This window comes from Streptomyces sp. NPDC002018, assembly GCF_042890865.1.
Lineage (GTDB): Bacteria > Actinomycetota > Actinomycetes > Streptomycetales > Streptomycetaceae > Streptomyces.
The window spans coordinates 1-13,409 of sequence record NZ_JBIASO010000035.1 but is presented as its reverse complement, the minus strand read 5'-3'; the positions used below and the strand labels follow the sequence as shown (position 1 = coordinate 13,409).

Genomic DNA, 13,409 nt, shown 5'->3' with positions numbered 1-13,409 from the left:
TCGGTGGCTGGTTGGGATGCGCTGACCTGGGCACCCGTTACTGACTCAACGATGATGCGTTAGATGCATCGTGAGTGCTGTCGTTGACATGCCTGGAGCCGCGCGCCTGGTCCTCGCCGACGGTGTCGTGCACCTGGACCCCGAACCCGCCGTCCTGGAAGCGATGTTGGAAGGCTGGGCACTGCAGCAGCGCACGCGCTTCTTGAGGGAGTCGACGATCAACCCCCGGATCGCCCTGGTCCGTCGACTGGCCCGATTCACCAATGAGTACCCGTGGCAATGGGACCCCGCCGAGGTGGAGGCATTCTTCGACGATCTTCGTACCCGGCGCCCTGGCAGGCCGCTGGCGGTGTCGACCGCACGGAACTACCAGAACGACCTGCGGCTGTTCTTCGACTACATCACCGACGCCCGCTACGGCTGGCCGTCCACGTGCAACGAACGATTCGGCCGGGCTCCGGTCCAGCTTCTGCACGAGTGGAACACGATCACCCACACCAGCGAGTACGAAGGAGCCGCCGAATGCCGTCCGCTCACCCTTTTTGATGCCGCCGACGGCCGCGTCGAGGAGATCCGCGCACGACGGCGCAAGGGCTCACTCGCGGCCCTTCGCGACGCCATGATCTTGAAGACGGTCTACGCCTTCGGCCTGCGGCGCCAGGAAGCCTGCGGCCTGGACCTGTGCGACCTGCGCCGGAATCCCAAGGTCGCCGACTACGGCCGTTTCGGAGCAATCTTCGTCCGTCACGGCAAGGTTTCCAAGGGCGGGCCCCCCAAGCGCCGCAGCGTTCTGACCGTCCCTGAGATGGACTGGATCGTCGGCGTTCTCGACCAGTACGTCAGCGAGGTCCGCCCCGCCTTCGTGCCTGGCAAGCACCCAGCGTTCTGGATCACCGAGCGCCACGACCGGATGTCCCTGAGACGGCTGAACGACGCCTTCGAGACAGCGCGCCGGGCCGCCGACCTGCCCGCGGAGCTGGACCTGCACTCGCTGCGGCACATTGTCTCCGCTTAGTTTCCGTGTGCGATTGACTCCGACTGAGTAGTTGACCAGGGTGTTTGGGCTTTGCGCTCAGCTGTGTGGTGTTTCTACTGTCAGCGCTCTTGATCCTGAGCTTCTTCTCGTCCCGTGGCTGGCAGTCCTGGGACATCGAGTACCGGCCGTTGATCCCCGAGGGGATGCCCGTGCTCATCGACGACGATCTGTGCTTCGAGGACGGCCCGGCTGCGCCGCGTCCGACGGCGGTGGTGAACCGGTGGCTGCGTGAGCTCCCGGCCAGCGGGGCGCCGGCGCCGAGCTCGTGGGAGAACTACGCACGGGTGGTCAAGGAGTGGATGGAGTTCCTGGCCGAGCATGGGGTGGGGTTGTTCGACTCGCGGGTGCGGTTGAAGGCCTCGTTGAGCCGGTTCGCCGAGCACCGGGCGGCGGGGCCGTGGAAGGCCCGGTTCGCGGCGACGACGTGGGGCCAGCACATGAGCATCCAGTCGCTGTTCTACCGGTGGGCGATGCACGAGGAGTACGCGACCGCCGAGCCGTTCACCTACCGAGCCGCGCGGGCGCTGTTCGCCGGAACCGGCCGGGAGGTGAAGGTGAATCTGGCGGTCCGCCGCACCCCGAAGCCGCACGTGACGGTCAAGTACCTGGAGCCGGACTTCACCGAGCTGTTCCGCAAGGGGCTGCGGGGGCTGGCTCCGGACGGCTCGCAGGACACCGGTTTCCACGGCCGGGAGCTGAGCCGCAACGGGGCGGTCGAAGATCACGCGCTGGCCACCGGGATGCGGCTGCAGGAGTTCACCTACCTGCTGCCCTGGGAGATCCCCGCTCTGCCGCCGGAGCCGACCGCGGTTCCCATCCCGTTCCCGGTGCCGGCCGGGATCACCAAGGGCAAGAAGGTCCGCACCACGTGGACTTCTTACGAGGCTCTGGCCGGGCTGCACGACTATCTCGACCTGGACCGGGCCGCCACGACGGAAGGCTCGCTCTGGCGGCCGCCGCGGCGTTGGGGCGAACCGCTGAAGGTGAGCGAGCCGGATGCCCGGGGAGGGCTGATCAACGGGGTCCGGCGCCCGTGGGAGTCGCTGACGCCGGCCAAGCGGCGTCGTCTGGTCGCCCCGGAGGGCGGTTCGTGCCTGCTGGCGGTGAAGAACGGCGGTGGCCCGTTCACGGCCTGGGCCACGGTCTTCGAGCGCACATCAGACCGGATACGAGCTCGCTTCGAGCCCCGGTTCCCGCACGTCTGGCCCCACCGATGTCGCCACACCTTCTCCATGAGGACCTTGGAATACCTGGTCACCGGGCATTATCGGCAGGCCGCGAAGCTCGTGCGGGACACCGATGCCGACGCCGCTCTCGTCTTCTACTTGAGCAAGGCGGACCCGCTGCTGGTGCTTCGTGATCTTCTAGGCCATTCCACCGTCCTGACCACGGAAAAGTACCTCCGCCGCCTGGATACGACCCGCATCTACCGGGAGGCATACGAGGTGGCCGGGGCCGCTGCTGGGCTTACCGAGGACTCGGTCGCCGAGCGGGAAGCTGCGGCCGAGTTCGACGATGAGCCCGAGGACGGTGGCCTCTGATGCCGACCATGCTGACCGACGAACCCCTCGGCCTCACCTGCGTGTTCAGCGATGGCAGCCGCGCCGACTACAGCCTGGACGGGCTGCCCAACCCTCATCTGGCCCGGGATCTGGCCATCGGTCTCGTGGACCTGATCCATCCGCACGGCACCGCGGGCTCGGAGGGCACCGTCAATTTCTACGTCCAGTCGCTGCGGAGCATGGTCCGCATCCTGGCCGCTCAGGGCTTCACCGGTGGTGCCGCCCAACTGCGGCGAGGACAGCTGGCCGAGTTCTGGATGTCCAGTCCATCGAGGCTGGAGGCCATGACCCGCAGTTTGCTGGAGGGCTATGCCCAGTGCGGCGGCATGCTCGGGGAAGGGGTGCTGGAGCTTGCTGCCGGGCGGCGCTTCAACATCCAGCCCTTCCGCCAGTCCTTGCCGCCCTATTCGGAGGAGGACTGGCAGCGGCTGACCGGGGTCTGCCGGGCCTTGGTCGATGATTCGTACGCCGCCCACCGCCGGGTCCTCGCGGATGCCGCCGGCGGCCGGCACCCTCTCGAAGGAGGCTGGGAGCCGGGCAATCTGCGCTGGCTGCTGGCCCGGGTCGGGCCCGTCAGCATCTCCGAGTTCGGCCGGCACCTGAAGGTCTCGGCGGCGGTGGTCCACAATCGCGGCGGCTTCCACGACGCGACCCGGGCCGCCTTCCCGCACCTGGACGTGCTGATCGCCTACCGGCTGCTGTTCGGCATCTACTCCGGCATCGTCCCCGACGGCATCGCCGAGCTGGTGGTCGAGGACATCGACTGGGCCGGCGACTCGACGGTCCTGCTCTCCTACATCAAGCGCCGCACCGCGGCGGAGAGCCTGAACCTGCCCCGCCGGGCGGTCCGCCTGCTGGAACAGTGGCTCGCGCACTCCGCGCTGCTGCGGACCTTTGTGACCTCGGAGGAACGCCGCAAACTCTGGGTGGGAGTGAGCCGGGCCGGTGGGGACCGCCGCGTCCGCCAGATCGACCGGGTCGCCATCCAGCGGTGGGCCCTTCGCCATGCCGTCGTCGGGAACGACGGGCAGCCCCTCAAGATCCACCGTTCGCGGATCCGCACCACCCACGAAGCCATGCGGGACAAGAGCACCTGGACGGGCAGCGGGCGGGCCACGATCGATCCGAACCACAGCCCGGACGTCGAGGGCGATCACTACCTCACCGCCACCACTCCGGCTCAGCAGCACGCTGTCGAGACGGTCATCGAGGACGCCCAGCACGACATGCTCCGCCTGGCTCACCCGCCGACCGTGATCACCGAGGAAGATGCGGCCGCGCTGGCGAACGGCTATCCGCAACTGGTCGCCGAGCTGAATCTGGATGACGCAGTGATCGACGAGTTGGTCGGTGGACAGCGCGATGTGTTCACCGCCGCCTGCGGGGACCAGCTGTCCGGGCTGCACGGCCCGAAAGGGAAACCCTGTCCGGCCCGGCCCTGGGTCTGCCTGCTCTGCCCGCTGGCCGTCTTCGCTCCCCGGCACGCGGGCAACGTACTGCGGCTCAAAGCGTTCTTCTCCCGGCAGTGGCAGCAGATGCCCGCCGCCCACTTCATGGCCGTCTTCGGCCCCTATGCCACCCGCATCCAGCAGGTCCTGGAGCGCTTCGACCCTGCCGTGCTGACCGCGGCGGCCGGCGATGTCGGGGACCAGGACGACGAGCTGCCCCTGCGGCCCGAGGAGATGACCGCGTGACCACCGCCCTCGCCACTGCCCCCGCCTTCGACGGCCGGTCCGCGGTCTTCGCCGACGCCGATGTCTGCCGCGAAGCCGGATTCACACTTCCCGAGGGAGTGAGCCGTCCGGTGTTCGAGGACGACATCTGGGACTTCACCGACGTCGTCGGCCTGCCCGTCCAACTCGCCCTCTGCACTCGCCGCTTCGACTTCACCAACATCACCGATGCGCGGTGGCGGCTGGTCGGCAAGGAGCTGGTCCTGGCCATGCTCGCCCCACGGCACCCGGCGGTCGCTCCGCTGCCCCGGGCCCATCGCACCGCCCTACACCTGCGCAGTTGCGCGGGCCGCTTGGATGAGCTCGTCTGGTTCTGCCGATGGTTGTCCGAGCACGGGGTATCGAGCCTCGCACAGGTCGACACCCGCATCTGCGACGCCTACCTGGCCCACCGGCGCTACGTCCTCGACGAGCACGGCGCGGTCGTCGGCGAACAGAGCCCGGGAACCCGCCGCAGGGCCGCACAAGTTGCTGTTGACCTGGTCAACTACGGCGAGTTGTTCACCGCTGACCGTGTTCCGGCCGATCTGCGGCCCTGGGGCGGGGCCACCGCCTCCGCCGTCGCCGAGATGCCCTGCGGCCGGACCGAGAACAAGACCCAGCCCGTCGACGACGCCGTCATGCAGCCGATGCTCGCCGCTGCCCTGTTCCTGGTCTCCACGCTGGGCCCGCATGCTGTCGAACTCGCCCGGCAGATTCGGGAAGCCGACAGGCTCTCCACCCGCAAAGCACCAGGGCTCCGCTCAGTCCACGTTGCCCCGGTGGCCGAGTTCACCGAGCTGCTGAGCGAGTACAGCGATACGTGCACACCCTTGCCGATGCTCGCCGACCACCACGTCGCCGACCGGCTTGCCAGCGGCTGGTCCCCCGATGACCCCCTGCTGACAGTGGCCACGGGAGTCCTGGCTCGTCAGGCCGGGATCACCCAGTTCGAGGCCCGCTGGATGCACCGCCTGCGCGGCCCGCTGGAAGACGCGGTCGCCTCGGTCGGGGTGAAGGAAGTCTTCGCCCGGAAGGCTGTCGCGGTCACAACGGCGGACACCTCGTCCGTATTGCCCTGGACCTTGCCGCTGCACCGTCTCCAGGCCGTCGCTCTGGTCGGCATCGTCCGCACTGCCGCGATGATTGTGCTGGCCACGGCCTCCGGCATGCGCGCAAGCGAGCTGATGGAACTCCGCATCGGCTGCCGGCGGCCCCTCGAAGAGCCCGCCCCCGGCCTCACCCGATACCGGCTCGCCAGCAAGATCGTCAAAGGGCAGCCGCTGGGCGGCACCGACGACGAATGGGTCGTCATCGAGCCCGTCTATCGCGCCGTCGAACCCGCCGAAGACCTGCACGACGACCACCGGGACGGCGCTCTGCTCTTCGGACGGTTCGCCTTCTCCGTCCGCTACAAGTGGTTCCGCAACTGGGTCAACTCCCCGGCGGGGCACCGCCTCGGCCTCGCTCCCATCCCCGATGGACAGGTCAATCTGCGGAGGCTGCGTCGCACGCTGGCCCTGGAAATGGCCTACCGACCGGGCGGCGTGCTGGCCTCCAAACTTCACCTCAGGCACATCGCAGTGGCCACAACAGAAGGGTATGCCTTCCGCCCCGGCGGGGCCCAGGCCGAGTTGCTGGCCGAGGTGAACAAGCACGAGAGCGACCGGAACCTGGACCTGGTTCTGACCGAGTTCCGGAACTACCAGCAGGGCATCCTCCCGGCCGGCCCCGGCGCCCGGAGTCTCACCGAGTTCTTCGCCAGCATCGACGAGAAGCTCGAACCGGCGGCAGCCACGGCACCCAAGACCCAGCGCAGCGACCGCGACGTGCTCAACCTGCTGACCAAACGCGCCAAGGTCCTCCACCTCGGCCCGGCGAACTACTGCTGGTTCACCGACCCGTCCCGAGCACTCTGCCTCAAACTGGCCGGCACCCCGACCGCCGACCGTCCGCTGATCGGGATGTGTGACTCCGCCCGCTGCCCGCAGGCCACCCATCACCCCTGTCACCGGCCCGTCTGGGCCGACCATGCAGAGCGCACCGAGACCTTCCTCGGCCAGCTCGGCACCACACGCAAGACCGAGCGCACCCGACTCCAGGCCGATTACGACCGGGCCCTCCGCGTCGTCGCCGAGATCGACGCCGCCCGCAACACCATGAACGAGGAATCCGCATGAGAATCTCCACAGCCCAGCGGACCGAGAACGAGAACCGTATCCGGGCCGCCATGGACCGGCTCCTTCGCGGCGAGCTCCCGCCCGGCGGAAAGTGCGACATCAAGACCCTCGCCGGCGAGGCTGCAGTCGACCGCACCGCGTTCTACGGCACTCGCCCCTACTCTCACCTCCGCGTCGAGTTCGAACGGCGCCTGCGGGCCCTCCAAGATGCCGGCGAGATCCCTGACCCCCGCGAAGCCCAGATCGCCCGGCTCAAGACGGAGAACGCCAAGCTCAAGGAACGACTGGCCGCGTCAGAGCAGACGATTGACGAGTTCACCGACTTCCGAACCCAGGCCCTGGCCCGGCTCGGTGCCCAGCACGAGGAGATCGTCTGGCTCCGCGAGACCGCCGCCGGAACAAGCCGGATCAGCCGCCTTCCGCCATCATCACGGACCACGGTGATCGGGAGCTGCAACTGACATCGCGGCCCGCTCGTTTCGTCACGCTGGCATTGCCTGGAAACGATTAGCCTCCTCCGACCTCCAGTAAGTAACTTGGCACCTGCCCGATGCCCGCTCACCAGGGAGTTTCCATGTTCGAAGACATCCGGGGCCTTGCTCCAGAACGTGCTGCACGGCTCGCCTCCCTCGTCGAGTGCTGCCGGCCGTTGCTGGAGCAGGGCAGCGGCATGGAAGCGGTTCAGCAGTTGCTGAGAGACAGCGGCACCAGTGTCATCGACACAGTCGCCGTCACTCGCGAACTGCTGGGAGCAGGGCCGGGATCCCTGGCTGAGGCCAAGACGATCGTGCTGTCAAGCGCCGCCAGGGCCACCGAGCTACGGGTTCACCAGCAGTTCGTGGAGGGGATCGAGCAGGCGACGGATGTCGGTGACGCCATCCTTCAGCACGCCCCGTCCCGCGGCAACACCATGAAGATCGTCGCCATCGACGGCGCTGGCGGGTCCGGAAAGACCACCTTGGCTGCCGCCGTGGCCGGATACATCGGTGACTGCGTCGTCGTCCACTGCGATGACTTCTACCGTCCCATGCCCGAGCACGAGCGCGAGCGTCTCGATGCCGAACAGGGCTACCACCGCTACTTCGACTGGCAGCGACTCCGCACTCAGATCCTGGAGCCCTTGCGAGCCCATCGGGCCGCCCGCTACGAGACCTACGACTGGGCCACTGGGCAGCTCGGTGACTGGCGAGAGATCGCTCCCCGGACCGTGGTGATCGTGGAAGGGGTCTACTCCGTCCGCCCGGAGCTGTCCGCCTACTACGACCTAACCGTCTACGTCGACACCCCACGCGAGATCTGCCTACAACGGTTGCGAGAACGCTCCCAGGATTCAGAGGAGTGGATCAAGCGTTGGCGGGCTGCCGAGGACTACTACATCGACACCACGCAGCCCCAGACCAGAGCCGCACTCGTCGTCAAGAGCGGTTGAGCAGAGGGGAAGCCGCGATCACCGAGACCGTCGGCGGACTTCCCACGCCTCATACCCTCGCCGCCTGCCGGTGTGGTGTCGGTCACGTCAGTAGACCTGGAATGCAACACAGCCGACCATCACGGTCGCGAACACGGCCTCGACGATCCGACCTGGTCAATCGCTACACAGAGCCATCCGCACACAGCCTCTGCGGACACAAGGCATTGCTACGTGACCCATCTGATCGAGTTCGGTTATCCAGAGAAGTTCGTCCAAGAACAGGTCGGCCACGCCTACGCCAGCACCACGGCCATCTACAGCCACGTCTCGGACGAGTTCCGAAACCGGCTGCTGCGACGCTCACTGCAAGCCCGGCACGGTGATCTATGGGGGCAGGAATCATGATCAGGAAGATGGGCATCGACTGGCAGCTACGGATCCGGATGGCGGAGAAGGGCATGTTCCAGACCACGGAACTCGTTCCGCTGCTGGCCGAACGCGGCGTGCATCTGTCACGTGAGCAGGTGTTTCGTCTCGTGACCCAGACACCGCAACGGCTGTCCATGGACACGCTCGCCGCGCTGTGCGACATTCTCGCGTGTGAGCCCAACGACCTGATCCGGGTGGAGGTCGCCAACGCTGAGGTGCGCAAGACCGTCGGCGAGCAGACAGCGTCTCGGCCGCAAGCGCGTCGCACGACGATCCGGCGCCCAGGCGCGGAATGACCGCTTCTCTCCGCCTCGACGAGGCCCACCGACAGGTCGTCGCCCACCTGACCGTCCGGCTCATGGGGGTGACCGGCGAACAGGCAGCGCAGGCACTGGAGCGCGGGAAGATCACAGCACGTTCCTGCGTCGCCCTTGCCCGCCATTTCCAGGATCACCCAGACGCCTTGGCGAATCCGGGCCCGACACCTCCGCAGAATCTGGTGCGGCTCGCGCATGCCCTGGCGGCCGCCGGACACGGCCCGGTCACCCTGCCGACCTGCGCCGGCTGCGGAAAGACCTCGCACCAACTCACGCATCGCCTCCCGGCCGGACACTGCTGTTCGGCCTGTGCTCGTCGGGTACGACCGCCGAAAACCTGCTCAGGCTGCGACCGACAGATGAAGATCAACGCCCGGGGCCCCAACGGGCCGCTCTGCGGCACCTGCTACGGCAAGCACGTTGCCACCACATGCGGGCAGTGCGGGCGCGTACGCCGCGCGACCTACCGCATGCCCGACGGCAGTGTCCGCTGTCAGGGGTGCCACCCACGCCCTGAGCGCACCTGCGTCAGGTGCGGAGTTCAAGCCCCAGTCCAAGCCATCTCGGCAGACGGACCGGTCTGCCGGCGCTGCTACCGACAACCTGAGCGCCGCTGCGGCAGCTGTGGAGAAGTACGCACGGTCGACCGGCGCGGTGGCGACGGCAGGCCCGATCTGTGCTCCCGCTGCTATAGCGCTCCGCCGGTTGCCTGCTCCTCCTGCGGCCGGCTCCGGACCTGCGCGCGCAGGGTGGCGGGCAAGCCGTTTTGCCAGAGCTGCTGTCCCCGCCCTACGGGCCCATGCGCACGCTGTCTCCACGACCGTCCTGTCCACGCGTACTGGCCGATGGGCCCAGTCTGCAAACACTGCTACGCGGCAGTGCGCGCACGTCCCGTCGCCTGCGCTCAGTGCGAAGAGCGACGTCCACTCATCGGTTCCACCGAAGCAGGGGCCAGCATCTGCGGCCCCTGCGCCGGAGTCGACCTCACCTACGCGTGCCAGCGCTGCGGCACGAGCGACAGAATCTTCCGCGAGCAGTTGTGCACCCGCTGCTTCACCACGAAACAACTGACCGAAGCTCTCGGAGGACAAGACCAAGCGGTCCCCACACAGCGACAGAACTTCCACTCGGCTCTCGCCACCGCAGGACACCCCCGCAGAGTGGCGCACTGGCTGACCCGCGCCGGAGTACCCGCCCTCCTGTCCCAGCTAGCCACCTCCGATGAGGAGATCACCCACCAACAGCTCGACGACCTCCCCAACACGCCGACCACTCGCTACATCCGCGACGTCCTCGTCGTCGCCGCGGTCCTGCCGCCGCGCGACGAACGATTGGAGGCCCTGCCCCGCTGGGCAGACGCCCTCTCGGCCCAGGCACCGCTCCCCCAGCGGCAGCTCGTCACCCCCTTCACCCATTGGTATCTGCTCCACCGCATCCGCCGGGCCCACCGGCACCGCCCGCTACGCGCCAGCACACAGCACCAGATGCGATCGCGACTGCGCCGGGCCCTGGAACTGCTCGACTGGCTCGACGAGCACGGCACCGCTCTCGGGGAACTCACACAGCCAGAACTCGAGATGTGGCTGGAGGAAGGGGCTGTAGAACGTCGTGAGGTGCGTGCCTTCGTTACCTGGGCGCGAGGTCGGGGCCTTGTCGGTGAGCTCGTAGTTCCCCGGGCACGCATCGCCGCCCCCAGCGTCTTCATGACGGACGAGGAGCAGGCCGAGCAGCTGCACCCGTGTCTCAGCGACGATTCTCTGCCTCTTGATGTTCGTACGGCTGGTGCCCTGACGCTCCTCTTCGGGCTGCAGCACACCAAACTGCTCGAACTCACCGTGCGCGACGTCATAGACGACAACGCGATGGTGGCGCTCAACCTCGCAGGCCATCGTCTTCCGCTGCCGCCCGAAGTCGCCCGGTTGGTCCGTGCGCAACGCGACCAGTGCCAGGCACGCTGGCAGCTCGATCAGACAGCCAGCACAACACCGTGGCTGTTCCCCGGCCAGGAGCCCGCCCGCCCTCTCGGAGCCACCTACCTCAATTTGAAGCTCCGCCGACACGGCATCGCGCCTCGCGTCGGCCGCAACAATGCTCGTCTCGCACTGGCCACAGACCTGCCGGCGTCCGTCCTCGCCGACTTCACCGGCACCAGCATCAGCAACGCCACCCGCTGGACCGGATACGCCAGACGCGACTGGCTCGACTACATCGCGTCCCGCACGCAGATCTGACTGCTCCCCCGAGCGACGGCCATGGTCCAGAGAGACCACCACGAGATGAGGGCGGTCATAGCACCTCTGCGCATTCGTCGACGAATGCGCAGAGCCGACGAATGAGGCTCAAGAAGAAGGGGGTGGGGTCCGAGTCGCCCTTCATGTGAGGTGCATCCTGGAGCCACTGCCGCCACAGGCCCCCCGGTTCTCGGAAGCGATCGGCTTGACCACCTCCAAGGTTCAGGTCGATGAACTGGAGAGCGCCCATGACGACGGTCTGGTCGTACGCGAGGTCAGGGCGGCAGAGGTAGCGATCCAGGTAGGCGGCGAGCAGATCAGCGTCGCGCGCCGTTCCGAAACTGGCCAGGGCCACGCTGTAGGCCAGCCCAGCGCAGCAGACCTCGCTGGCCAGCAGGAGTTCCCCGAGGCGCTCACGGAACTCGGTCCGGCGGGAGACAGCTACGAGCCAAGCCGCAGTTCTCCGTTCTCTCCAACTGCCCTCAAGAAGCGTGGCGATCTCATCCAGGGTGATGAGTCCCGCGTCCTCACAGAGATCTCGCATGAATCGGTCGTACTCAGGACCTTGCATGCGCAGCAAGCTGCCGCCGAGCTTCAGATAACGCCGCTCGGGCGTGACATACCGGCGAACCAGGGTTAGCAACTCGGCATCGTCACGAGGGTCGCGTATCACACAGTCGATCTTGCCTTGCCGCCGCGGAACAGAACCAGCCCCTCCCTTGCCCTGATGTGAGTGAGTTCGGCAGTTGGCACTTATGTCGAAGTAAGTGCTCAGATCCAAGGCCCGTGGGTCAGCCGCCGTGGAGGCCCCACTCGTCGAGACCCCCGTAGATGTGCGCTTCGAGGCATTGCGGGGCGTCAAGGCCTACGGCCTCACCCCGGTACACGGCGATGAGGGAGTCCTTGCCCCGCCACCAAGAGTCGGTCACACCCTGTACTTCGGGCACCGACTCGAATTCGCTGAGATCCAGTGCATCGACGGCCTTGCGTGTGACCCTTGTGACGGTCGTGGCCCAACGGCGGGCATGAGCGGCGAGCGCCAGGGATTCCACCCATCCGTCAGTGCTGGCATGCAGGGGCGTCCAGCGGTAGGCGTCGATACCGAACGCCCCGTCGGGGCCGATCACGAAACTGTAGGCCATGGACACCCGGCAGTCCCCTGCCGGGAACGACCAGCCTTCTGCGGGCATCTCCTCGGGGCAGTCGGCCTCCAGGACGCGCGGACCGCCCTCGTAGAACGGGGCCGGCGGCAGGGCGAGGCCGCCCCAGCGGTCCTGGAAGGCAGTTACCCGTTCGATCTCCGCAGCGGGGATCCCGTGCTCGATCCACGCGTCGCGGTGTCGCCGGATGTCCTGCCAGCGAACGCGGATGCCCTCCGTCTCGATGAACCGCTGGGCCCTGCGGCTAAGGCCGGCAGGCGCGACCGGGACGGGCGATACGGGCTGGTCAGCCATTACAGCTGCTCGCCGTCACTGGCGTGGAGCACGGCCGGCGCAATCTCCCGAACGCGCTCCAGGCTGATCCCTGTGCGCTGCTCGACGGCGAGGGGGTGGTCAGTGGGCTCCAGCTCGACGAAGGGGCGCTCGCCGACCGGGCGAGTATGGACGCGCGTCTTCAGGTTGAGCGTCGTCGCCGGGTACACCGGAAGATCGGTGGTGAGCCAGCCGAAGTACGGCTTCTCGGCCTCGCGGCCGGGCCTGTCCCACAGATCCGAGGCCCGGGAGAAGCTCTCTCGGCTGAGCGAGACCCAGACGCCCCAGGAGAACACCTCGTCACTGTCGATGACGGGTATCTCGATCAGGCCCTTGACGAAGTAGTGCTGCCCGCGGACCACGCACTGGTCCGTAGAGAGCAAGCAGTCGTCGGCGTCGGCGAAGGCCGGCTCCCACACGGCGGGGGCCTCGGCCGTGTAGTTCATCGGCAGCTCAGGGTGATGGGACCCGCAGCACGCGCAGGTGAACCCCAAATCACTGGTCATGGGCCCGGAGCCTAGCGACGGACTCCAGACGTACCCGAAGGGGGCTTACCCGGCCACCGCTCTGCGCGGCCAACTACCGCGTTCAGTCACAGCCGGTTACCCCGAGGACAGGCGATGGCACGCGGCTTCCGTGGCGCCTTGGCACTGGAATACCGCAGCTACGGAACAAGTGCACTCCGCCAACACGCAGGTCCTGCAGCCCGGAAGCTACAGACGCTCGCAGGTCGCCGCCCTCAGGGCTCGCCAGCAGCGCCAGGAAGTCCGGGGACGCCATCGCCCTCGCGGCTTCCTGCTGCCGTTTCGCGTTGACCATGCTCTGCGTCGCATTGTGGACGGCGACAGGGCGGCGTTCGGACTCGTACGTGTCCAGCAGTTCCTCACCCGCCTGCCCGTTGAGGACCGCCGTCAGCTTCCAGGCGAGATTGTGCGCGTCCTGAATCCCACTGTTCATGCCGAATCCCCGTTATGTTTTCTGTGGTCCTGCAAGAGGGCCGCTGGCCTCCGGGCTCGGCATGACTGTTGCCCCCTGTCGAACGGATGACCTGGGGGGTGG

The 13,409-nt window shown here is 67.5% G+C and carries 12 protein-coding genes and 1 pseudogene; 9 read left to right on the top strand and 4 right to left on the bottom strand.

Annotation, left to right across the window (positions count from 1 at the left end; all coding sequences use genetic code 11):
- Window positions 1–88 precede the first annotated feature (88 nt).
- The 9 genes and pseudogenes from ACFYYH_RS33145 to ACFYYH_RS33105 all read left to right on the top strand — a co-directional run bounded on the left by ACFYYH_RS33145 (window position 89) and on the right by ACFYYH_RS33105 (window position 10,878).
- Complete coding sequence (locus ACFYYH_RS33145; protein WP_388559190.1) at window positions 89–1,015, top strand: tyrosine-type recombinase/integrase; 927 nt, start codon at window positions 89–91, stop codon at window positions 1,013–1,015.
- Window positions 1,016–1,179: 164 nt separating this feature from the next.
- A complete protein-coding gene (locus ACFYYH_RS33140) occupies window positions 1,180–2,577 on the top strand; it encodes a site-specific integrase (protein ID WP_388559254.1) in 1,398 nt (465 codons plus the stop codon).
- Complete coding sequence (locus tag ACFYYH_RS33135; RefSeq protein ID WP_388559187.1) at window positions 2,577–4,292, top strand: hypothetical protein; 1,716 nt, start codon at window positions 2,577–2,579, stop codon at window positions 4,290–4,292. The genes ACFYYH_RS33140 and ACFYYH_RS33135 overlap by 1 nt, the downstream gene beginning before the upstream one ends.
- Entirely contained in the window at window positions 4,289–6,490 is a 2,202-nt protein-coding gene (locus ACFYYH_RS33130; protein WP_388559184.1) for a site-specific integrase, read from the top strand. The genes ACFYYH_RS33135 and ACFYYH_RS33130 overlap by 4 nt, the downstream gene beginning before the upstream one ends.
- Window positions 6,487–6,951, top strand: coding sequence for a hypothetical protein (locus ACFYYH_RS33125; protein ID WP_388559182.1), 465 nt, complete (start codon window positions 6,487–6,489; stop codon window positions 6,949–6,951). The genes ACFYYH_RS33130 and ACFYYH_RS33125 overlap by 4 nt, the downstream gene beginning before the upstream one ends.
- Window positions 6,952–7,064: 113 nt before the next feature.
- On the top strand, window positions 7,065–7,919 hold the full coding sequence (locus tag ACFYYH_RS33120; protein WP_388559179.1) for a uridine kinase: 855 nt from the start codon (window positions 7,065–7,067) through the stop codon (window positions 7,917–7,919).
- Window positions 7,920–8,120: 201 nt separating this feature from the next.
- A pseudogene (locus ACFYYH_RS33115) lies at window positions 8,121–8,306 on the top strand (tyrosine-type recombinase/integrase); the annotation flags it as partial.
- Window positions 8,303–8,626 (top strand): helix-turn-helix domain-containing protein, encoded by a 324-nt coding sequence (locus ACFYYH_RS33110; protein WP_388559176.1) that lies wholly within the window; start codon window positions 8,303–8,305, stop codon window positions 8,624–8,626. The pseudogene ACFYYH_RS33115 and the gene ACFYYH_RS33110, both read left to right, overlap by 4 nt.
- A 1,181-nt stretch (window positions 8,627–9,807) precedes the next feature.
- Window positions 9,808–10,878, top strand: coding sequence for a hypothetical protein (locus ACFYYH_RS33105; RefSeq protein ID WP_388559173.1), 1,071 nt, complete (start codon window positions 9,808–9,810; stop codon window positions 10,876–10,878).
- Window positions 10,879–10,933: 55 nt separating this feature from the next.
- Here the strand turns inward: ACFYYH_RS33105 and ACFYYH_RS33100 are convergent, their stop codons facing one another.
- From ACFYYH_RS33100 to ACFYYH_RS33085, 4 genes are all read right to left on the bottom strand, one after another.
- The gene (locus ACFYYH_RS33100; protein WP_388559251.1) at window positions 10,934–11,551 is read right to left on the bottom strand and encodes a DUF6000 family protein; all 618 of its coding nucleotides are present in this window, start codon (window positions 11,549–11,551) and stop codon (window positions 10,934–10,936) included.
- A 118-nt stretch (window positions 11,552–11,669) separates the two neighbouring features.
- A complete protein-coding gene (locus ACFYYH_RS33095; protein WP_388559170.1) occupies window positions 11,670–12,332 on the bottom strand; it encodes a hypothetical protein in 663 nt (220 codons plus the stop codon).
- Window positions 12,332–12,796 carry a DUF2199 domain-containing protein gene (locus ACFYYH_RS33090; protein ID WP_388559248.1) on the bottom strand — a complete coding sequence of 155 codons (465 nt, stop codon included), beginning with the start codon at window positions 12,794–12,796 and terminating at the stop codon, window positions 12,332–12,334. The genes ACFYYH_RS33095 and ACFYYH_RS33090 overlap by 1 nt, the downstream gene beginning before the upstream one ends.
- Window positions 12,797–12,938: 142 nt before the next feature.
- Complete coding sequence (locus ACFYYH_RS33085; RefSeq protein ID WP_388559167.1) at window positions 12,939–13,307, bottom strand: FAD-dependent monooxygenase; 369 nt, start codon at window positions 13,305–13,307, stop codon at window positions 12,939–12,941.
- Between the last annotated feature and the right edge of the window lie 102 nt (window positions 13,308–13,409).

Bases quoted from the DNA above. Each gene is read 5' to 3' on its own strand.
- ACFYYH_RS33095 (WP_388559170.1), bottom strand. From the start codon at position 12,332: ATGGCTGACCAGCCCGTATCGCCCGTCCCGGTCGCGCCTGCCGGCCTT.
- ACFYYH_RS33125 (WP_388559182.1), top strand. From the start codon at position 6,487: ATGAGAATCTCCACAGCCCAGCGGACCGAGAACGAGAACCGTATCCGG.
- ACFYYH_RS33120 (WP_388559179.1), top strand. From the start codon at position 7,065: ATGTTCGAAGACATCCGGGGCCTTGCTCCAGAACGTGCTGCACGGCTC.
- ACFYYH_RS33085 (WP_388559167.1), bottom strand. From the start codon at position 13,307: ATGAACAGTGGGATTCAGGACGCGCACAATCTCGCCTGGAAGCTGACG.
- ACFYYH_RS33135 (WP_388559187.1), top strand. From the start codon at position 2,577: ATGCCGACCATGCTGACCGACGAACCCCTCGGCCTCACCTGCGTGTTC.
- ACFYYH_RS33145 (WP_388559190.1), top strand. From the start codon at position 89: ATGCCTGGAGCCGCGCGCCTGGTCCTCGCCGACGGTGTCGTGCACCTG.
- ACFYYH_RS33090 (WP_388559248.1), bottom strand. From the start codon at position 12,796: ATGAACTACACGGCCGAGGCCCCCGCCGTGTGGGAGCCGGCCTTCGCC.
- ACFYYH_RS33140 (WP_388559254.1), top strand. From the start codon at position 1,180: ATGCCCGTGCTCATCGACGACGATCTGTGCTTCGAGGACGGCCCGGCT.
- ACFYYH_RS33110 (WP_388559176.1), top strand. From the start codon at position 8,303: ATGATCAGGAAGATGGGCATCGACTGGCAGCTACGGATCCGGATGGCG.